The sequence below is a fragment of the Azospirillum sp. OGB3 genome (assembly GCF_014192915.1).
GTDB lineage: Bacteria > Pseudomonadota > Alphaproteobacteria > Azospirillales > Azospirillaceae > Azospirillum.
Genome location: NZ_JACHYN010000011.1, coordinates 13,508 through 33,476, shown reverse-complemented (window position 1 = coordinate 33,476; position 19,969 = coordinate 13,508). Strand labels below are relative to the sequence as shown.

The following is a 19,969-nucleotide window of genomic DNA, read 5'->3' as shown; positions in this document are numbered from 1 at the left end:
GGCCCCTCAGCCCACCCCCCTTAGCCCCGGGTGCCGCCCGGTGGCGGGGGCGGCGGGGCGCTTTCCGCCACGGCGGCACGGCCCGGATCGCGTTTCTGGCATTCCAGCAGGATGTCGCGCGCGATCGGTGCCGCCGCGGTGGAGCCGCCGCCGCCGTGCTCCACGAACACCGCGCAGGCGTAGCGCGGCGAACTGACCGGGGCGTAGGAGATGAACAGCGCGTGATCGCGCTCCCGCCAGGGCAGATCCTCGTTCTTCTTCACGCCGGTGCTGCGCTCGGCCATGGTGATGCGGCGGACCTGGGCGGAGCCGGTCTTGCCGGCCATCTCATAGCCGGGTTCGGTGATTCGCGACTTGTAGGCGGTGCCGTTCGGCGCGTTGGTCACCTCGTAGAGGCCGCGCAGGACGAGGTCGAGGTTCTCCTTCTTCACCCCGATCGGCGGCCAGCTCGTCTGCTCGCCCGACAGCGCCTTGATCTGCTTGGTCAGATGGGGCTTCACCGCGAAGCCGCCGTTGGCCAGCCGCGCGGTCATGGCGACGAGCTGCATCGGGGTGGACAGCACGTAGCCCTGCCCGATCGCCGCGATCAGCGTCTCGCCCTGTGCCCAGGGTTTGCCGAGCGCCCCCTTCTTCCAATCGATGGAGGGGATCAGGCCCGGCCGCTCATGCGGCAGGTCCAGCCCGGTCAGCTGCCCCATGTCGAAGCGGTTGGCCATTTCGGCGATGCGGTCGATGCCGATGCGCCGCGACACGTCGTAGAACCACACGTCGCAGGAATGGCGCAGCGCGCCAACCACGTCCACCGTGCCGTGCCCACCCTTCTTCCAGCAGTGGAAGCGGTGGTCGCCGAGATCCATGTGGCCCGGGCAGAACACCGAGTGGTTGCGGCTGATCAGGCCGGACTCCAGCGCCGCCAGGGCCACCACCGGCTTGAAGGTCGAGCCCGGCGGGTATTGCCCGGCCACCGCCTTGTTGTTCAGCGGGGTCGCCTGGTTGGACAGCAACTCCTCCCACAGCTCGGCGCTGATGCCCATGGTGAACTGGTTGGGGTCGTAGCTGGGGTGGGAGCACAGGGCGTAGATGCCGCCGGTGTGCACATCCATCACCACACAGGAGGCGCTGACCTCCTGCGCCAGCCGCTGCTGCACGAATTTCTGCAACCCGATGTCGATGGTCAGCTGGACCTCGCGGCCCGGCTGACCCTCGTCGCGCGACAGCTCGCGGATGACGCGCCCGACCGCGTTGACCTCGAGCTGGCTGGTGCCCGCCGTGCCGCGCAGCGCCTTTTCGTGATACTTCTCCATCCCGGCCTTGCCGATGCGGAAGCCGGGCAGCGACAGCACGGGGTCGCCGTTCAGCTCCGCCTCCGACACGGCGCCGACATAGCCCAGGATATGGGCGGTCGCCTCCGCCTCCGGGTAATGGCGGATCTCGCCGACTTCGATGGCGACGCCGGGCAGATCCGGCGTGTTCATCTCGATGGTGGCGACCTGCTCCCAGGTCAGGTTCTCGCGCACGGTGACCGGCACGAAGCGGCGCTTGCGGTGCAGTTCGCGCATCACGCGGCGGCGGTCGCCGTCGGTCAGCGGGACGATCTTGGAGATCTTGTCCAGCGTGTCCTGGATGTTGCGCGTGCGCTCCGACACCACGACGACGCGGTAGTTCTGCTGGTTCACCGCCAGCGGCGCGCCGAACCGGTCGACGATGGTGCCGCGCGACGGGGCGACCAGCCGCAGGCTGATGCGGTTCTCCTCCGCCAGCATGGTGAAGCGCGCGGATTCCACCACCTGCAGGTAATAGAGCCGTCCGACCAGGGCGGACAGACCGGCGAGCTTCAACCCGCCCAGCACGGCGGCGCGGCGGGTCAGCAGGCGGTAGCGGTCGGTGTCGCGGTCCATCGCAGTCAAAGGCTCACATCCCCTGCCAGATCATCCCTGCCGGCTATCCCTGAAGAAACGCCCGATGGACGCGGATCAGCATCCAGGCGACCGCCGGGAAGAAGGCCATGGTGAGCAGCGCCTGGAACAGCGCCGGGCGGAACGGCAGAACCGTCGCCTGAAGCGCCGAAAAAGCCAGCCACTGGACGCAGGCCACGCCCATCATGACCAGCCCGAAGCCGAACCACATCAGGGCGAAGGTGCTGGACACCAACACGCGCCGCTGACTGGACACCGCCCAATGGACCAGCACCAGCACCAGCGCGTTCACCCCCAGCGGCCCGCCGGTCAGCAGGTCCTGCAGAAGCCCGATCAGGAAGGCGGTGCCCGGCCCCATCAGGTCGGGCCTGTGGATCGCCCAATAATAGACGGCAATGGCGGTCAGGAAAGGCGCCACCGACGCATAGCCGGGCAGCGGCACCGGGATCATCCCGACCAGCGCCAGCATCACCGTCACCGCGAACGGGGCGAGATTCCGCCCCGTCTTGTCCAGCCGCTGCCACAGGGTCAGCGTCATTTCGACTCGGACGACGGTTCCGCCTCGCTTCCCGGCAAGCTGAACTCGACCAGTTGCAGGTGCTCGACCCGCGACAGATCGACGTTCGGCTGCACCCGGACGCCACGTTCACCGGCCGAGGACACCACGCCCACCGGCAGGCCCGGCGGGAACTGCCCGCCGTGACCGGAGGTCACCACCCGCTCGCCGACCTGCACCGGCGCTTCCGGCGGCAGGTAGAGCAGGCGGGTCTGGTCGGAGTTGTCGCCCGCCATCACCGCCCGCTGGCGCGAGCGCTCAAGCACCACGGGGATGCGCGTGTTGATGTCGGTCAGCAGGAGGACGCGGGCCGACCACTCCCCGACCTCGATCACCCGGCCGACCAGCCCGCTGCCGGCGATGGCCGCCTGCCCCTTGCGCACCCCGTCGCGGCGGCCGGCGGTCACCACCAGCGTGCGCAGGAAGGAGCTGCCGGGAGCGGCGATGACCCGCGCCGTGATGAAGGAGGAGGACGGCTCCGGCGTCGCCTTCATCAGCGAACGGAGGCTGATGTTCTCCGCCTCCAGGCGCAGCGCCGCCTGCTTCCACTGCAACAGCCGCGCGTTCTCCGCCTTCAGCCGCTGGTTCTCCTCGAAGGCGTTCTGCACCTCGACCACCGACTCCACGACGTGGGCGGCGGTGGCGGCGGGGCGCGAGATCGCGTCGAGGATCGGGGCGAAGGCGTCGGTCACCCGGGCGCGCGCGCTGTCCACCGACAGCGCGTCGATCCGGCCCACCATCATCAGAGCGACGGAGGCGAGCACCAGCAACAGGAAGGAGAAGCGCTGAGCGAGCGCCCGCAGGGGAGCGGCAAGGCGCAAGACGGAACCGGAATTGCGAGGCTTCACAGGATCATCCCGTCCAGGTACGCGATCCGCCCCCGGCTACGCCGGCGAATGGACGAACCACCGGGGGAACCCAACCGAGCAATACACCAATCAGTAGGCGCTGACCAAGACGTTTCGCAGCGTCTTCATCTCTTCCAACGCCCGCCCGGTGCCCAGCGCGACGCAGGACAGCGGGTCGTCGGCGATCGACACTGGCAGGCCGGTGGCGTGGCGCAGGACGAAGTCCAGGTTGCCCAGCAGGGCGCCGCCGCCGGTCAGCACGATGCCCTTGTCCACGATGTCCGCGGCCAGTTCCGGCGCCGTGTGCTCCAGCGCAACCTTCACGGCCTCGACGATGGCCGACACCGGCTCCGCCAGGGACTCGGCGATCTGCCGCTCGGAGATGATGAGTTCCTTGGGCACGCCGTTCATCAGGTCGCGGCCCTTGATCTCCAGGATGCGGCCCTCGCCGTCTTCCGGCGGGCAGGCCGAGCCGATTTCCTTCTTGATCCGCTCCGCCGAGCCTTCGCCGACCAGCAGATTGTGGGTGCGGCGGATGTAGCCGATGATGGCCTCGTCCATCTTGTCGCCGCCCACGCGGACCGAGCGGGAATAGACGATGCCGCCCAGCGACAGCACGGCCACCTCGGTGGTGCCGCCGCCGATGTCCACGACCATGGAACCGGTCGGCTCCGTCACCGGAAGCCCGGCGCCGATCGCGGCGGCCATCGGCTCCTCGATCAGGAAGACCCGGCGGGCGCCGGCGGCCTCCGCCGATTCCTGGATCGCCCGGCGCTCCACGGCGGTGGAGCCCGACGGCACGCAGATGATGACCTGCGGGCTCGCGAAGCTGCGCCGGTTGTGCACCTTGCGTATGAAGTGCTTGATCATCTCCTCGGCGACTTCGAAGTCGGCGATGACGCCGTCGCGGAGGGGGCGGATGGCCTGGATGTTGCCGGGCGTGCGGCCCAGCATCATCTTGGCCTCGTCGCCGACGGCCAGCACCTGCTTCTTGCCGCGGACATTGGCGATGGCCACGACCGAGGGTTCGTTCAGAACGATGCCGCGGCCCTTGACATAGACCAGGGTGTTGGCCGTCCCCAAATCGATCGCCATGTCGGCGGAAAGCACGCCGAGGAGTTTGGAAAGCATGGACCCGACTAACTCTTCAATGCGGTTGAGACGGCCTTGCCGGCGATGTGCCCGCTCCGGTGCGGAGGGCCACGCCCGCCAACGGTTCCATAGACGAATGCCCCTTCGCGCTCAAGCGGAGAGTGCAGACGGCACGCCTTGCCGAACCCTGTGTCCAGCGCCCGTGGGGCGGGTGCCGGCGCCGGTCCGGCGCTCTGGTCGATGGGAGGCGGTCCTTGAGGCAGGGCCGGTCCCGGCGGAATGTCCAGTCCCCGAAGTCCTGGCGCAACGCCGTCCTCCGGTGCCCGCCACACTGCCGCGTCAGGGTTAATTTTCCGTCAACAGGAGGCGGGAACCTCCGGCGTCCGGCCAAACCGCCCCGCTCGCGGCGGGGGTATCCTTAGGCTGATTCCCAACCCGCCGCAACGGCTTTGTGTCGCGTTTGAAACCGCTCCGGCGGCCTCAGTGATGATCGGATTTCGCCCCGGCCGCAGCCTTGCCGTGCGCTCCGTGATGGCTCCCTTCCAGCCGGTCCATCAGGGCCAGCAGGACGCCCGACACCACGAAGGTCATGTGGACGATGACCATCCACATCAGGTTTTCCTTGCTGGTGTTGTCGATGTTCATGAAGCTTTTCAGCAGGTGGATGCCGGAGATCGCCACGATGGAGGCGATCAGCTTCAGCTTCAGCCCGCCGAAGTCGACCTTGCCCATCCAGTCCGGGCGATCCTTGTGGTCGGCCACGTCGATCTTCGACACGAAGTTCTCGTATCCCGAAAAGATCACCATCAGCAGCAGGTTGCCGGCCAGCGACAGGTCGATCAGGGTCAGCACGGCCAGCAGCACGTCCTTCTCCTGCATCTCCAGCACATGCGGAACGATGTGGAAGATCTCCTGGGTGAACTTCACCAGCAGGAGCACCAGCGACACGACGAGCCCCAGGTAGAAGGGGGCGAGCAGCCAGCGGCTGGCGAAGATGATCTGTTCGAAACGGCGTTCGATCATGACGGTCGGCGTCCGTGCTTGGTCATAAGGGGTAGGAGCGCCGGACTCTTGCCATTTCGCATCTGCGAAATCAACCGTTCCCATGCAGCGCGCGCTGCCAGCCCCGCGGCAACGGCACTGGCCTGCCGGGACGCAAAACTGTAAGGTTTCCGGCCGTCCGCCGCACCGACGCCCGCACTGACAAGGCCAGCCCCATGAAGCACCCCGCCCCGCACATCGTCACCGCGTTCGAAGACGCCATGAAGCGGCTGAAGGCCAGCATCGTGCAGATGGCGGGCGCCGCGGAAACCCAGCTCGACGGCGCGCTGACCTGCCTGACCCAACGCAACCCGGAGCAGGCCCGCGCGATCGTCGAGTCCGACGCGCGCCTCGACAGCTACGAGCACGAGATCGAGGCGAACTGCATGCGCATGCTGGTGCTGCGCCAGCCGGTGGCCGACGACCTGCGCGAGGTGATCGCCGCCCTGAAGATCGCCGGCAACCTGGAGCGCGTCGGCGACCACGCCGCCAACACCGCCCGCCGCGCCGTCGCCGTGGCCGAATTCCCCGAATCCCCGGCGATGAGCACACTGCCCAACCTGGGCCGTCTGGTGCGCCAGCGCCTGACCACCGCGGTAGACGCCTATGTGGACGGCGACGTCGAACTGGCGCTGCGCGTCTGGCGCACCGACGACGAGGTGGACGCGCTCTACACCAGCCTGTGCGAGAGCATCAACCAGTCGGCGGCCCGCCTGCCGGAGATGTTCACCGCCCACATGCACCTGCTGTTCATCGCCAAGAGCCTGGAGCGCATCGGCGACCACGCGACCAACATCGCCGAGGTCGTGCATTTCGTGCACACCGGCCGGCCACTGCTCGACGAGCGGCCGAAGGCGGACCGGTCGCGGGGGGATGTGTGAGCGTGTTGCGGCGCTTGCCCCCACCCTAACCCTCCCCCGCTGACGCAGGGGAGGGAATTTTCTCCTCCCCCTGCGAAGCGGGGGGAGGCCGGGAGGGGGGCAAGCCAATGCAGCACTCCCCACAAACGAAAAAGCGCGCCTCGCGGCGCGCTTTCCCATTTCTCGATCCAGGAACCGATCAGTTCTTGGACTTGTCGACCAGACGGCGCTCGGCGATCCAGGGCATCATGGCGCGCAGCTTCTCGCCGACCTGCTCGATCGAATGCTCGGCGTTGCGGCGGCGGGTCGCCTTGAAGGACGGCTGGCCGGCTTTGCACTCCAGCATCCAGTCGCGGACGAAGCGGCCGGTCTGGATGTCCTCCAGGACGCGCTTCATCTCGGCCTTGGTCTCCGGGGTGATGATGCGCGGGCCGGTCTTGTAGTCGCCGTACTCGGCGGTGTTGGAGATCGAGTAGCGCATGTTGGCCATGCCGCCCTCATACATGAGGTCGACGATCAGCTTCACCTCGTGCAGGCACTCGAAATAGGCCATCTCCGGGGCGTAGCCGGCCTCGGTCAGGGTCTCGTAGCCGGCCTTGATCAGCTCGGTCAGGCCGCCGCAGAGCACGGCCTGCTCGCCGAACAGGTCGGTCTCGCACTCTTCCTTAAAGGTCGTCTCGATGATGCCGGCGCGGCCGCCGCCGATGGCCGAGGCGTAGGACAGGGCGATGTCCAGCGCGTTGCCCGAGGCGTTCTGGTGCACGGCCACGAGGCAGGGCACGCCGCCGCCGCGCTGGTACTCGCCGCGGACGGTGTGGCCGGGGCCCTTCGGCGCGATCATGAACACGTCGAGGTCAGCGCGCGGCTCGATCAGGTTGAAGTGCACGTTCAGGCCGTGCGCGAAGGCCAGAGCGGCGCCTTCCTTCAGGTTCTTGGCGAGGTCGTCGCGGTACAGGTCGGCCTGCAGCTCGTCCGGGGTGAGGATCATCACCACGTCGGCCCAAGCGGCGGCCTCGGCCGGGGACATGACCGTGAAGCCGGCGTTCTCGGCCTTCTTGATGGTGGCCGAGCCGGGGCGGAGGGCGATGCGCACGTCCTTCACGCCGCTGTCACGCAGATTGTTGGCGTGGGCGTGGCCCTGGCTGCCGTAGCCGACGATGACGACCTTCTTCCCCTTGATCAGGTTCACGTCGGCATCACGATCATAATAGACGCGCATGGTGGTCTTCCTTGGATTTTTCGATCTGGTGGTGCGGGTTTTGCGCAGCGGAATTACTCCACCGGCGAAAGGGCCGCGTCAAGCAGAACACTGTTCGTTAGACGGATAAAGGGCGGCGGGCTGGGTCGCTTCAAACTCATGGCCCGCCGTCGTCCTTGGTTGCCAGGGGGGCCGGGATCAGAACCCGGTGGGACCTTTGGACATGGCGACGACGCCGGTCCGGCTGGCCTCGACGAGGCCGAGCTGGGCCATCAGCCCGACGAAGTCGTCGACTTCGGCCGTCGTGCCGGTCAGCTCGAACACGAAGGAGGTCAGGGTGGCGTCCACCACCTTCGCCTTGAAGATGTCGGCCAGACGCAGCGCCTCGATGCGGCGCTCGCCGGTGCCGGCGACCTTGACCAGCGCAAGCTCGCGCTCCACCGAGGGTCCCTCGTCCGTCAGGTCGTGCACCTTGTGCACCGGGACGAGGCGGTCGAGCTGGGCCTTGATCTGCTCCACCACCATGCGGGTGCCGGAGGTGACCAGGGTGATGCGCGACAGGTGGTCGGCGTTGTTCACCTCCGCCACCGTCAGGCTTTCGATGTTGTAGCCGCGGCCCGAGAACAGGCCGATGACGCGGGCCAGCACGCCCGGCTCGTTGTCCACCAGCACGGCGATGGTGTGCTTCTCGATCTTCTCTTCCACGATCCGTACTCCGCCAGAGGGCCTTCAACCGTTCGTCTTGGTCGCCGCGATCAGACCAGCACCATGCCGTCTTCCGGCGTGGCGTCGGACGGGCTGTCCTCCGGACCGAACAGGATTTCGTTGTGGGCCTTGCCGCCGGGGATCATCGGGAAGCAGTTCTCCTTCGGGTCCACGGCGATGTCGATGATGCAGGGGCGGTCGGTGACGGCCAGCATCTTCTCGATGACCTCGTCCACCTCGGCCACCGTGGTCGCGCGCAGGCCGACGCAGCCCCAGCTTTCCGCCAGCTTCACGAAGTCGGGCAGCGCCTCGGAGTAGCTGTTGGAGTAGCGGGAGCCGTGCAGCAGCTCCTGCCACTGGCGCACCATGCCCATGTACTTGTTGTTCAGGATGAAGATCTTGACCGGGGCGCGGTACTGCACCGCCGTGCCGATCTCCTGCATGTTCATCAGGAAGGACGCCTCGCCCGAAACGTCCACGACGATGGCGTCGGGGTGGGCGAGCTGGGCGCCGATGGCCGCCGGCAGGCCGTAGCCCATGGTGCCCAGGCCGCCGGAGGTCATCCAGCGGTTCGGCTCGTCGAAGGGCAGGAACTGGGCGGCCCACATCTGGTGCTGGCCGACCTCGGTCGTCACGTAATGGTTCTTGCCGCGCAGCGCCTCGCGCAGCCGCTCCAACGCGTACTGCGGCTTGATGACCGCCTCGGTGCGGTTGTAGTTCAGGCAGTTGCGGGCGCGCCAGCCCTCGACCTGACCCCACCACTCCTTCAGCGCGGTCTGGTCGGCGCGCTTCTGGCGGGCCTTCCAGATGCGGATCATGTCCTCCAGAACGGCGCCGGCGTCACCGACGATGGGGATGTCCACCGCGACGTTCTTGTTGATCGAGCTGGGGTCGATGTCGACGTGGATCTTCTTCGAGCCCGGCGCGAATTCCGACAGCTTGCCGGTCACGCGGTCGTCGAAGCGGGCGCCGATGTTGATCATGACGTCGCAGTTGTACATGGCGAGGTTCGCCTCGTACGTGCCGTGCATGCCCAGCATGCCCAGCCACTGCGGGTCCGACGCCGGGAAGGCGCCCAGCCCCATCAGAGTCGAGGTGATCGGGAAGCCGGTCATCTTCACGAACTGGGTCAGCAGCTTGGCCGCGATCGGGCCGGCGTTCACCACGCCGCCGCCGGTGTAGAAGATCGGCCGCTTGGCGGTGGCGATCAGCTCGATGGCCTCCTCCACGCGGGCGATCTCGGGCTTCACCTGCGGGCGGTAGGTCTTGTGCTTTACCTCAGTCGGCGGGATGTAGGTGCCGTCGGCGAACTGCACGTCCTTCGGGATGTCGACCAGCACCGGGCCGGGCCGGCCGCTGCGCGCCACGTAGAAGGCCTCGTGCATGGTGCGGGCCAGCTGGTTGACGTCCTTCACCAGGTAATTGTGCTTGGTGCAGGGGCGCGTGATGCCGGTGGTGTCGGCCTCCTGGAAGGCGTCGTTGCCGATCAGATGGGTCGGCACCTGCCCGGACAGGCAGACCAGCGGAATGCTGTCGCACAGCGCGTCGAGCAGACCCGTCACGGCGTTGGTGGCGCCGGGGCCGGAGGTCACCAGCACGCAGCCCACCTTGCCGGTGGAGCGGGCGTAGCCTTCCGCGGCGTGCACGGCGGCCTGCTCATGCCGGACCAGGATGTGCTTGATGTCGTTCTGCTGGAAGATGGCGTCGTAGATCGGAAGTACCGCGCCGCCCGGATAACCGAAGATGATGTCGACGCCCTGATCCTTCAGGGCCTTGATGACGATCTGCGCGCCGGTCAGCTTCTGTTCGGGCATAGCTCACGACCTTCCAATGGGGGCCCCTCTTTTCACGGGCGGCCCTGTTCCTTCTCAAACCCCGGCGATGGCCTGCTGGGAAAACAAGGGGTTATCCCCAAAGGCGAAAGGCCGGGACCGGCAAACTAGACAATTCGTCGGTCCTCGGTCAACCCATTTTGCGAATGATCGAAAAGATTTTTTGCCGCAGTTTTTCCAAATATTTCGCAAGCTGGAAAGACCGCCCTCCCCGCAAAGCCGCCCACGAACGCGAACGGCCTGCCCCGCGGGTGCGGAGGCAGGCCGTTGCGCAAGAGATGGCGGAGGTTACGCCGCGACGGTCTGGAGCAGGCCGCAGAGGCGGCGGATGCCTTCGCGGATGCGTTCCGGGTTGTTGTTGGAGAAGCTGAGGCGCAGCGTGTTCTTGCCCGAGCGGTCGGCGTGGAAGGCCGAGCCGGGGACGAAGGCGACGTTGGCGTCCTTGATGGCGCGGGCCAGCAGGTCCACCCCGTCGGTGCCCTCCGGCAGTTCGATCCAGACGAACATGCCGCCTTCCGGCTTGGTCCAGGTCACCCCGGCCGGGGCGAACTCGTCCAGCGCGGTCAGCATGGCGTCGCGGCGCTCCTTATAGGCGGCGCGCAGGCGGCGGATGTGGCTGTCGAAGTTCTGCGACACCACGTCGTGCAGCACGATCTGGTTGATGGTGCTGGTGTGCAGGTCGCCGGCCTGCTTCATCAGGACCAGCCGGTTGATGACCTCGGCCGGGCCGTTGATCCAGCCCACGCGCAGGGCCGGCACCATCGTCTTGGAGAAGGAGCCGCAGAACAGCACATTGGTGATCTTGCCGCCATTGCGGGCGGCGTCCAGCGCGGCGATGGACGGGATCGCCTCGCCCTCGTAGCGCAGCTCGGTGTAGGCGGCGTCCTCGACGATCGGCACGCCGTGCTTGGCGCAGAGGTCGAGCAGCGCCTCGCGGCGGGCCAGCGAGATCGTCGTACCGTTGGGGTTCTGGAAGTCGGGGACGAGGTAGAAGAACTTCGGCTTCTGCTCCAGCGCCGCCTCCACCGCGGCGAGGTCCGGCCCCTCGGCGTCGCCGGGGACAGACAGGTACTGCGGCTCGTAGGGTGAGAAGGCCTGGAGCGCGCCGAGGTAGGTCGGGCGGGTCACCAGGATCTTCTCACCCGGCCCGATCAGCAGCTTGCCGACGAACTCCAGCGCCTGCTGCGACCCGCTGGTCACCAGCACCTCGTCCAACCCGGCCTGGATGCCGCGGCGGCCCATGTAGGCGCCGATCCACTCGCGCAGCGGCGTGTAGCCCTCGCTGATGGTGTACTGGAGCGCGTCGCCGGCCCCGCTGTTGGACTGGAAGATCTTCTCATAGGCGCGGGCGATGGCCGCGGTCGGGAAGAAATCGGGGTCCGGGATGCCCCCGGCGAAGGAGATGATCTCCGGCCGCTGGAGCAGCTTCAGCAGCTCCCGGATTTCCGAGGCCCCCATGCCGGCGACGCGACCGGCAAACACGTTTCCCCAATCGACCGTCACTTTCAATCCTCCTGAGGGTCAACGACGCAACGTCGTTTCAAGATAGGTCAGTATTGCTTCACTAAGTGGTCTTGTGTAGAGCGAATTGATCGTATGGCAGCCATGCAGCGCGGAGGCCGGAGGCCGCGCCGCGAGCTGGTGGCGGAACCAGGTGACCTGCCGCTTCGCGTAGCGGCGCGTCGATTGCTGTGCCAGCGCAATGGCTTCGTCGAGGGTCAGCGCGCCGCGCAGATGGTCGCGCAGTTCCGGCACGCCCAGCGCCTTCATCGCCGGCAGGTCGGCGTCGAGGCCGAGCGCGTCGAGCCGCCGCACCTCCTCCAGCGCGCCCTGCCCCATCATCACGCGAAAGCGGCGGTCACAGTTGGCGTAGAGCGCGTCGCGCGGCGGGTCGATCACCAGCACGGAGAACAACAGCCCCTCCGGCGCGCCCTCGGCGCGCTGGGTCTGCCAGTGGGACAGCGGATGGCCAGTGGCCTCCAGCACCTCCCAGGCGCGGGTCAGGCGGGTGGTGTCACCGGGATTCAGCTTGGCCGAGGCCGGATCGCGGCGGATCAGCTCCTCGCGGAACGCCTCGCCGCCAATATCCCGCAGGCGGGCGTGGGCGGCCTTACGCACCTCGTCCGGGACGGCGGGGACGGCGCTCAACCCCTCCATCAGCGTGCGCAGGTAGAGGCCGGTGCCGCCGACGACGATGGGCAGACGCCCGGCGGCGTGCGCCGCGGCGATCTCAGCCAGCGCCATGTCGCGCCAGCGCGCCGCAGAGCCGCGCTCCGCCGCCGGCAGCACGCCATAGAGCCGATGCGGGGCCTGCGCCAGATCCTCCGCCCCCGGACGGGCGGTCAACACGTCCAACTCGGCGTAGAGTTGCATGCTGTCGGCGTTGATGACCGTGCCGTTGCGCGCCAGGGCGATGTCGAGCGCCATACCCGACTTGCCCGAGGCCGTCGGGCCGCCGATCACCACCACATGCCGGTGCTGCACATCCCGGTCGCGCGGGCTGTTCTCTGCCATATCGCCTTGCCTGACGTTCCTCCGGCTACAGCGTATGGCAGGGGAAGGCTCGGCTTGGCAAGGGCGACCGGTGCGGGGCCTCAGCGAACCGTGATCGTCCCGGTCATGCCGAAACCGCTGTGCAGCGGTTCGTGGCAGGCCAGGTCGTAGGTTCCAGCCTGGACCGGAACGAACTCCACCACGTCGGTCTGACCGGCGGGGATCTCCAGATTCACCAGGGCCGGCGTTTCGACGGCGCCTTGCGCGGTGGTGACCCGACGCACCGCGATGGCCTTGAAGAAGCCTTCGGAGGTGAAGGTGTGCGCGACGGTCCCGTGGTTCTCCAGCTTCAGGCGATAGGGCGCTCCCCGCTCGAAGGCCAGACGGTCGGGCTGGAACCGGAACTCGTCCAACCGCACGGTCACGGGGCGGGCCTGCGTCCAGTCCACCGCCGAGACGCGCGCCCCCACGTCGCCGACATAGCCGGGCGGCGGGCGCTGCGCCAGATCGGTCCCGGCGCCGCATCCGGCCAGGATCAGGGTGAAGGCGAGAATGGGCGGTGTAAGAAGGGTGGCGGGCCGCTGGATCATGGACGAGCCCTCCGGCGATTTGAGCGGAAACACGGCGGGACGTGTCCAGGTCCCCGGCGCGGAATGTCTACGACGCTTGGCGGAGTGGGTTGGCGCAAACTCCCGGCTGTGCTAGGGAGCGCGCGCGCCCTTCCCCACGGCTCTTCCAGGATCGCCCCGCCATGAGCGCTGTCGTTACGCTGATCGCCGCCGCCTCCGCCGTTCTCGACGAGCAGGCCGTGCAGGCCGCCCGCGCGTCCCTGACCGCGCTCGGGGCCGACACCGCCAAGCCGGACTGGCTGGCGCCGGACCGCGCCTGCGACATCGCCGAGGAAGGGCTGGTGCCCGAGCAGGCCGAGGCCGCCGTGCGCCGCGCCCTGGCCAATCTTGCGTCGGACGGCCTTGCTGTGGACGTCGTCGCCCAGAAGCCGGGCAACCGGAGGAAGCGCCTGCTGGTCGCCGACATGGAATCGACGATCATCGAGCAGGAGATGCTGGACGAACTGGGCGATTACGTCGGGCTGAAGGACCACATCGCCGCGATCACCGCCCGCGCCATGAATGGCGAGATCGACTTCAAGGGCGCGGTGCGCGAGCGGGTCGCCCTGCTCAAGGGCCTGAACGAGAGCGTCGTCGACGAGGTTTGGCAGCGCGCCACTCTGATGCCGGGCGCCAGGACGCTGGTCTCCACCATGCGCGCCAACGGGGCGACCTGCGTGCTGGTCTCCGGCGGCTTCCGCTGTTTCACGGAGCGGGTGCGCCAGTGGGTCGGCTTCGACGACGACCGCGGCAACGTGCTTGAGGTGGTGGATGGCGTCATGACCGGCGCGGTGGTCGAGCCGATCCTCGACAAGGACAGCAAGCTGGAGGCGCTGCTCGCCTATGCCGGGGAGCGCCACGTCCCGACCGTCGAGACGATGGCCGTCGGCGACGGCGCCAACGACCTGCCGATGCTGCTGGCCGCCGGGCTGGGCGTCGCCTTCCACGCCAAGCCGACGGTGGCCGCCCAGGCCCGCGCCCGCGTGGACCATGGCGACCTGACCGCCCTGCTGTTCGCCCAGGGCTACCGGATCGGGGAGTTCGTGGAGGGCTGACCGTCCACCTTTGACGGGCACGCTCCACGACCTCACAAAGCGAAAGGGCACCGGCGGGAGACCGCCGGTGCCCTTTTCGTTTGGAAATGGCCTCTCCGATCAGCCCTGGCTGAGCGGGATGGCGACGAAGCGCAGGTCGCCGTGGCGGTCCACCAGAAGCAGGATGGACTTCTTGCCCTGCTCCTTGGCCTTCTGGATCTTGGACGTCACGTCCTCCGGCTTGCGGACCTCCTCCTGGCCGACCTCGATGATGACGTCGCCGGCGCGGATGCCCTTCTCCGAGGCGGTGGAGTTGCCCGCCACCTCGGTCACCACGACGCCCTTCAGCTCGGGCTTGATCTCGAACTGCTGGCGCAGCTCCGGGGTGATGTTGGTCAGCTTCAGGCCCAGAGTCTCGGTCGGCTTCTGGGCCGGGGCCTGCTGCGGCTGGCGGCGCTGCTCCTCCGGATTGGCGGCGAGAAGGCCCGATTCCTCGGCGGCCTCAAGCTCGCCCACCTTCACCTGGAGCTGCTGCGACTTGCCCTTGCGCCACACCTCGACCGGGACGGCTTTCTCGATCGGCGTTTCGGCGACGACGCGCGGCAGGCGGCGCATCTCGTTGATTTCCTTGCCGTCGAACTTGGTCACCACGTCGCCCGCCTGGATGCCGGCCTTGGCCGCCGGGCCGTTCGGGGTGACGGAGGCGACCAGCGCGCCCTTGTGGCCCTGCAGGCCCAGGCTCTCGGCGATCTCCGGGGTCACGCCCTGGATGCGCACGCCCAGCCAGCCGCGGCGGGTCTTGCCGTACTCACGGAGTTGCGCGACCACCTGCTTGGCGAGGTTGGACGGGATGGCGAAGCCGATGCCGACCGAACCGCCCGACGGCGAGAAGATCGCCGTGTTGATGCCGATGACCTCGCCGTTCAGGTTGAACATCGGGCCGCCGGAGTTGCCGCGGTTGATCGAGGCGTCGGTCTGCAGGAAGTCGTCGTAGGGACCGGCGTTGATGTCACGCTGGCGGGCCGAGATGATGCCGGCGGTGACCGAGCCACCCAGGCCGAACGGGTTGCCGATGGCCAGCACCCAGTCGCCCACGCGCATGGCGTCCGAATCGCCGAAGGGCACGGCGACCAGCGGGTGGTTGGTGGTGATCTTCAGCAGGGCGACGTCGGTCTTTGGGTCCTTGCCGATCAGCTCCGCCTTGATGTTGGTGTCGTCCTGCAGGATGACGGTGATCTCGTCGGCGTCCTGGATGACGTGGTTGTTGGTGACCACGTAGCCGTTCTTGGCGTCGATGATGAAGCCGGAGCCGAGCGATGTCGACTTGCGCGGCTGCTGCGGCTGGTCCTGCTGCTGGCGGTCGAAGAAGTCGCGGAAAAACTCCTCGAACGGCGAGCCCGGCGGGAACTGCGGCATCTCGGGACGGGCACCCTGCTGGCGCTGCGCCACCGCCTGGCTGGTGGAGATGTTGACCACGGCGGGCAGCAGCTTTTCCGACAGGTCGGCGAAGCTGGTCGGCGCCGGGCGCGACTGGGCCATGGCGGGGGTGCCGACGGCGGCGGACAGCCCCAACAGGAGAGCGGCGATCAGCGGCACGACGCGCAGACGGCGGCCCAGCGACCGGTTGCCCGCTTCGCGGCCGGATTCGGCGCGGTGGATGGGGTGGTTCGGGTTCAACTCAGCTCTCCCTGCCGGACATCCGGCACCTTCTTGTTCCAATCGGCCATCTGTTCCAATCGGCCCGCGGCTTCATGCCAATCGCGGTCCGAGGGGGCGCTTCACCGATCCGTGTGCCGGATGTAATCCCCGCGCGTCACCGCTTCAAGCAAAGGCGCACGGGTCCCATCCGCCACGGAGGACGCGCGAGTATAGAAGTCGGAGTATGGCCGGAAAATGGCGGCGCGGTCCAGCGACGCGCGCGCGGCAAAAGGGTGTCAAACGCCCCGCAGAAGCCAGACGAATCCGACACCGGCCATCGCCGTCGCCAGCCCGACGGCGCGCAACCGGTTCTCCGGCATCGTCAGCGCCTCGACGATCAGGCGCCGCATCGCGGACGGGAACAGCGCGTAGAGCACGCCCTCGATCACCAGGACCAGGGCCAGCGCGGTGAGAAAATCCGTCATCGGTCGGGCGGCATTTCGGAGAAGGGAGCCAATGCGGCAAGACAAAAGCGGGGTGGGAGAACGGGAGCCCCCACCCCACCCCCTCCCCCGGGACAAAGGGGGAAGGGAATCGAGCGCGACGTCTTACTGCTGCTGGGCGGTCGCCGGGGCCGGGGCCCGCTGCGGCGCCGGGCCGCTGCCCGAGGCCGGAGCGGGCTGGCCGTTGCCGCCGCCGGTGATGTCGCCGAAGTAGCGGAAGAACTCGCCGGTCGGGGACAGCACCATGGTGGTGTCGTCCTTGTTCAGCGACTTCCGGTAGGCTTCGAGCGTCCGGTAGAAGCTGTAGAACTGCGGGTCCTGCGACGTCGCCTCGGCGATGAGCTTCAGCGCTTGGTTGTCGCCTTCACCGCGCAGGATCTGCGAATCGCGCTGCGCTTCGGCCAGGATGACGGTGCGCTCGCGGTCCGCGCGGGAGCGGATCTGCTGCGACTGCTCCTGGCCCTGGGCGCGGGCCTCGGCGGCTTCGCGCTCACGCTCCGACCGCATGCGGGCGAAGATCGACTGGCTGGTCTCCTCCGGGAGATCGGCGCGGCGGATTCGAACGTCGACGATCTCGATGCCGAAGCGCTTCGCCTCGTCGTTCACCTGCCCGCGGATGTCGTTCATCACGCGCGGACGTTCGTCCGACAGGATGGCGAGCAGCGTCACGCTGCCGAGAACGCGGCGCAGCGCCGAGTTCACGATGGCGTTCATCCGCGTCTCGGCCACCGCCTCGTTGCCGGCGGTCTGGTAGAAGCGCAGCGGGTCCAGGATGCGGTAGCGCGCGAAGGCGTCCACGTCCAGGCGCTTCTGGTCGGCCAGGATGACCTGCTCCACCGGCGGATCGAGGTCGAGCACGCGGCGGTCGAGGATGCGGACTTCCTGGATGAAGGGGACCTTGGCCTTCAGGCCGGGTTCGCGGATGACGCGCATCGGCTCGCCGAACTGGAGGACGAGCGCCTGCTGCGCCTCGTTCACCGTGAACAGCGAGGCCGAGGCGAGCACGCCCGCGGCGAGGATGCCGATGCCGGCGACCAACAATGTGCGGTTCATGGCATCCCTCCTCAACGGGCCGGCTGCTGGCCGGCGGGCCGCGCCGGGGCAGTCTGGAGCTGGTTGAGCGGCAGATAGGGAACCACGCCCTGGGCACCCTGCGCGTTGCCGTCGATGATGACCTTGTTCGCGCCGCGCAGGATCTCTTCCATGGTCTCCAGATACATGCGCTTGGCGGTCACGTCCTTGGCGGTCGTGTAGGCGTCGTAGACCTTGCGGAAGCGGTCGGCGTCACCCTGGGCCAGGTTCACGACCTGCTCGCGATAGGCGGAAGCCTCCTGGATCAGCCGTTCCGCGTCGCCTCGGGCGCGCGGGATCACGTCGTTCCGGTAGGCCTCGGCCTCGTTGCGGGCGCGTTCGCGGTCGGCGCGGGCGCGCTGCACGTCGTTGAAGGCGTCGATGACGGGCGACGGCGGGTCGGCCTTCTGCAGCTGCACCTGCGTCACCTCGATGCCCGCCTCATAGTCGTCCAGCATGGCCTGGAGGAGCTGGCGGGTGGAGGTTTCGATCTGCTGGCGGGCCTCGGTCAGGGCCGGCTGCAGGTCGGTGCGGCCGATGACCTCGCGCATCGCGCTTTCCGCCGCCTTCTTCACGGTGGCCTCGGGGTCGCGGATCTTGAACAGATACTCGCCCGCGTCCTTGATGACCCAGAAGACCGTGAAGTCGATGTCGATGATGTTCTCGTCGCCGGTCAGCATCAGCGACTCGTCGGGAACGTCCCTGTCGCCGCGCCGGCCGTCGCCGGCCGAGCGGTAGCCGACCTCGATGCGGTTGACGCGCGTCACCTTGGGCATCAGCACCGTTTCGATGGGCGACGGCAGGTGGTAGCGCAGGCCGGGCTGTTCGGTGCGCACCCACTGGCCGAAGCGCAGCACGACGCCCTGCTCGTCCGCCTCGACGCGGTAGATGCCGCTGGCCAGCCAGACCACGGCCAGCAGGCCGACGACGAGCGCGATGCCCCGGCCGCTGCCGACGCCGCCCGGCATCACCCGCTTCAGGCGGTCCTGGCCGCGGCGCAGCAGATCCTCCAGGTCCGGCGGCTGCGGCCCTCCGCCGCCGCCACCACCGCCGCCGCCGCCGCCACCCGGCGGACGGCCCCACGGATTCTGACCGCCACCACCCGGCGGAGGACCCCAGGGGCCGCCACCGCCGCCCCCTCCCTGATTGCTCCACGGCATTCCGTTCGTTCCCCTTCGCGCTCTCTCAATTCTTGGGACGGAAATTCCGGAAAACAAATCGTTTCCGGACCGTCCGATCCCTTTACCATTATTGTCCGCCGGCCCTATAGTGCCCATCCCATTCGGGGAAGGATTTCACCGACGGATATCCGCCAATATCGGGAAGGAAGCGGAGTTTTCAACCATGGCGCAGGTCAGCGAAGCTCAAGTCCTTGAAGCTCTGAGGACGGTTGTCGATCCGGAACGGGGCAAGGACGTCGTCAGCCTCGGCATGCTTTCCGGCCTTGTCGTGCGTGACGGGCACGTCGCCTTTTCGATCGAAGTGGATCCCAAGCGCGGCGCCCAGGCCGAGCCGGTGCGCCACGCCGCCGAGAAAGCGGTGGAGTCCCTGCCGGGCGTCCTGTCGGTCACCGCGGTCCTGACGGCGCACCGCCCCGCCGGCCAGGGCGCGGCTCCGCAGCAGGGCCATGGCCATGCTCATGGGCACTCCCATGGCGGCCAGGGGCACTCCCACGGCCACTCCCATGGGCAGCCGGCGGAGCAGAAGCCGCTGGTGCCGGGCGTGAGGGCCATCGTCGCCGTCGCCTCGGGCAAGGGTGGCGTCGGCAAGTCCACCACGGCCAGCAATCTCGCCCTCGCCATGGCGGCGAACGGGTTGAAGGTCGGACTTCTGGACGCCGACATCTACGGCCCGTCCATGCCGCGCATGCTGGGCATCTCCGGCCGGCCGACCAGCCGCGACGGCAAGATCCTGGAGCCGATGGAGAATTACGGCATCAAGGTGATGTCAATGGGCTTCCTGGTCGCCGAGGACACGCCGATGATCTGGCGCGGCCCGATGGTGATGAGCGCCCTGCAGCAGATGCTGCGCGACGTGAACTGGGGCACGCTCGACGTTCTGGTGGTGGACATGCCGCCGGGCACCGGCGACGCCCAGCTCACCATGGCGCAGCAGGTGCCGCTGGCCGGGGCGGTGATCGTCTCGACCCCGCAGGACATCGCCCTGCTCGACGCTCGCAAGGGGCTGAACATGTTCCGCCGCGTGGACGTGCCCGTCCTCGGCATCATCGAGAACATGAGCTACTTCTGCTGTCCCAACTGCGGCCACCGCACGGACATCTTCAGCCACGGCGGCGCCCGCAAGGAGGCGTCGGACCTGGGCATGGAGTTCCTCGGCGAGGTCCCGCTGCACCTCGACATCCGCGAGACCTCCGACCAGGGCCAGCCCATCGTGGTGTCCCAGCCCGAGTCGGAGCACGCGAAGGTCTACCGCGGAATCGCCAAGCGCCTGTGGGAGAAGATCGCCGGCGAGCAGGGCCCGGCGCGGGCGGCGCCGCGGATCGTGGTGTCGTAAGGGGGCGCACTTGCCCCCACCCTCCCCACTTCGTGGGTCCCCTCCCTCCCCCGCTAACGG

The 19,969-nt window shown here is 68.2% G+C and carries 18 protein-coding genes; 3 read left to right on the top strand and 15 right to left on the bottom strand.

The annotated features are described in order from the left end of the window. Positions 1-20 precede the first annotated feature (20 nt). The 5 genes from mrdA to FHW79_RS20485 form a co-directional block, all read right to left on the bottom strand. Positions 21-1,898, bottom strand: coding sequence for a penicillin-binding protein 2 (gene mrdA, locus FHW79_RS20505; RefSeq protein WP_014240003.1), 1,878 nt, complete (start codon positions 1,896-1,898; stop codon positions 21-23). Positions 1,899-1,941: 43 nt separating this feature from the next. Next, positions 1,942-2,454 (bottom strand): rod shape-determining protein MreD, encoded by a 513-nt coding sequence (gene mreD, locus FHW79_RS20500; protein ID WP_183180655.1) that lies wholly within the window; start codon positions 2,452-2,454, stop codon positions 1,942-1,944. Beyond that, a complete protein-coding gene (mreC, locus tag FHW79_RS20495; RefSeq protein WP_183180654.1) occupies positions 2,451-3,320 on the bottom strand; it encodes a rod shape-determining protein MreC in 870 nt (289 codons plus the stop codon). Before mreC ends, mreD begins: the two co-directional genes overlap by 4 nt. A gap of 90 nt (positions 3,321-3,410) precedes the next feature. Further along, the gene (locus FHW79_RS20490; protein WP_014240000.1) at positions 3,411-4,451 is read right to left on the bottom strand and encodes a rod shape-determining protein; all 1,041 of its coding nucleotides are present in this window, start codon (positions 4,449-4,451) and stop codon (positions 3,411-3,413) included. A gap of 441 nt (positions 4,452-4,892) precedes the next feature. After that, on the bottom strand, positions 4,893-5,432 hold the full coding sequence (locus FHW79_RS20485) for a TIGR00645 family protein (RefSeq protein WP_348984238.1): 540 nt from the start codon (positions 5,430-5,432) through the stop codon (positions 4,893-4,895). 197 nt (positions 5,433-5,629) lie between these two features. Between FHW79_RS20485 and phoU the strand changes: the two genes are divergently transcribed. Continuing rightward, entirely contained in the window at positions 5,630-6,334 is a 705-nt protein-coding gene (gene phoU / locus FHW79_RS20480) for a phosphate signaling complex protein PhoU (RefSeq protein ID WP_014239997.1), read from the top strand. 178 nt (positions 6,335-6,512) lie between these two features. Here the strand turns inward: phoU and ilvC are convergent, their stop codons facing one another. The 6 genes from ilvC to FHW79_RS20450 all read right to left on the bottom strand — a co-directional run bounded on the left by ilvC (position 6,513) and on the right by FHW79_RS20450 (position 13,131). After that, complete coding sequence (gene ilvC, locus FHW79_RS20475) at positions 6,513-7,532, bottom strand: ketol-acid reductoisomerase (RefSeq protein WP_035672698.1); 1,020 nt, start codon at positions 7,530-7,532, stop codon at positions 6,513-6,515. Between the two features lie 177 nt (positions 7,533-7,709). Beyond that, on the bottom strand, positions 7,710-8,216 hold the full coding sequence (gene ilvN, locus FHW79_RS20470) for an acetolactate synthase small subunit (RefSeq protein WP_174440724.1): 507 nt from the start codon (positions 8,214-8,216) through the stop codon (positions 7,710-7,712). A gap of 50 nt (positions 8,217-8,266) precedes the next feature. Next, a complete protein-coding gene (locus tag FHW79_RS20465) occupies positions 8,267-10,030 on the bottom strand; it encodes an acetolactate synthase 3 large subunit (protein ID WP_014239994.1) in 1,764 nt (587 codons plus the stop codon). 306 nt (positions 10,031-10,336) lie between these two features. Then, entirely contained in the window at positions 10,337-11,551 is a 1,215-nt protein-coding gene (locus FHW79_RS20460) for a PLP-dependent aminotransferase family protein (RefSeq protein ID WP_348984229.1), read from the bottom strand. Between the two features lie 18 nt (positions 11,552-11,569). Then, positions 11,570-12,562 carry a tRNA (adenosine(37)-N6)-dimethylallyltransferase MiaA gene (miaA, locus tag FHW79_RS20455; RefSeq protein ID WP_183180652.1) on the bottom strand — a complete coding sequence of 331 codons (993 nt, stop codon included), beginning with the start codon at positions 12,560-12,562 and terminating at the stop codon, positions 11,570-11,572. Between the two features lie 80 nt (positions 12,563-12,642). Then, complete coding sequence (locus FHW79_RS20450) at positions 12,643-13,131, bottom strand: cupredoxin domain-containing protein (protein WP_183180651.1); 489 nt, start codon at positions 13,129-13,131, stop codon at positions 12,643-12,645. A gap of 161 nt (positions 13,132-13,292) precedes the next feature. Here FHW79_RS20450 and serB point away from each other — a divergent pair, with 161 nt between their 5' ends. Continuing rightward, a complete protein-coding gene (gene serB, locus FHW79_RS20445; protein ID WP_183180650.1) occupies positions 13,293-14,204 on the top strand; it encodes a phosphoserine phosphatase SerB in 912 nt (303 codons plus the stop codon). A gap of 99 nt (positions 14,205-14,303) precedes the next feature. Here serB and FHW79_RS20440 read toward each other — a convergent pair whose 3' ends face one another. The 4 genes from FHW79_RS20440 to hflK form a co-directional block, all read right to left on the bottom strand. After that, positions 14,304-15,860, bottom strand: coding sequence for a DegQ family serine endoprotease (locus tag FHW79_RS20440; protein WP_183180649.1), 1,557 nt, complete (start codon positions 15,858-15,860; stop codon positions 14,304-14,306). A 257-nt stretch (positions 15,861-16,117) separates the two neighbouring features. Next, complete coding sequence (locus FHW79_RS20435) at positions 16,118-16,306, bottom strand: DUF2065 domain-containing protein (RefSeq protein ID WP_183180648.1); 189 nt, start codon at positions 16,304-16,306, stop codon at positions 16,118-16,120. Between the two features lie 123 nt (positions 16,307-16,429). Further along, entirely contained in the window at positions 16,430-17,377 is a 948-nt protein-coding gene (gene hflC / locus FHW79_RS20430; RefSeq protein ID WP_183180647.1) for a protease modulator HflC, read from the bottom strand. A gap of 11 nt (positions 17,378-17,388) precedes the next feature. Beyond that, on the bottom strand, positions 17,389-18,555 hold the full coding sequence (gene hflK, locus FHW79_RS20425) for an FtsH protease activity modulator HflK (RefSeq protein WP_183180646.1): 1,167 nt from the start codon (positions 18,553-18,555) through the stop codon (positions 17,389-17,391). 184 nt (positions 18,556-18,739) lie between these two features. Here hflK and apbC point away from each other — a divergent pair, with 184 nt between their 5' ends. Beyond that, positions 18,740-19,909, top strand: a complete 1,170-nt coding sequence (gene apbC / locus FHW79_RS20420) for an iron-sulfur cluster carrier protein ApbC (protein WP_183180645.1) — start codon at positions 18,740-18,742, stop codon at positions 19,907-19,909. Positions 19,910-19,969 lie beyond the last annotated feature (60 nt).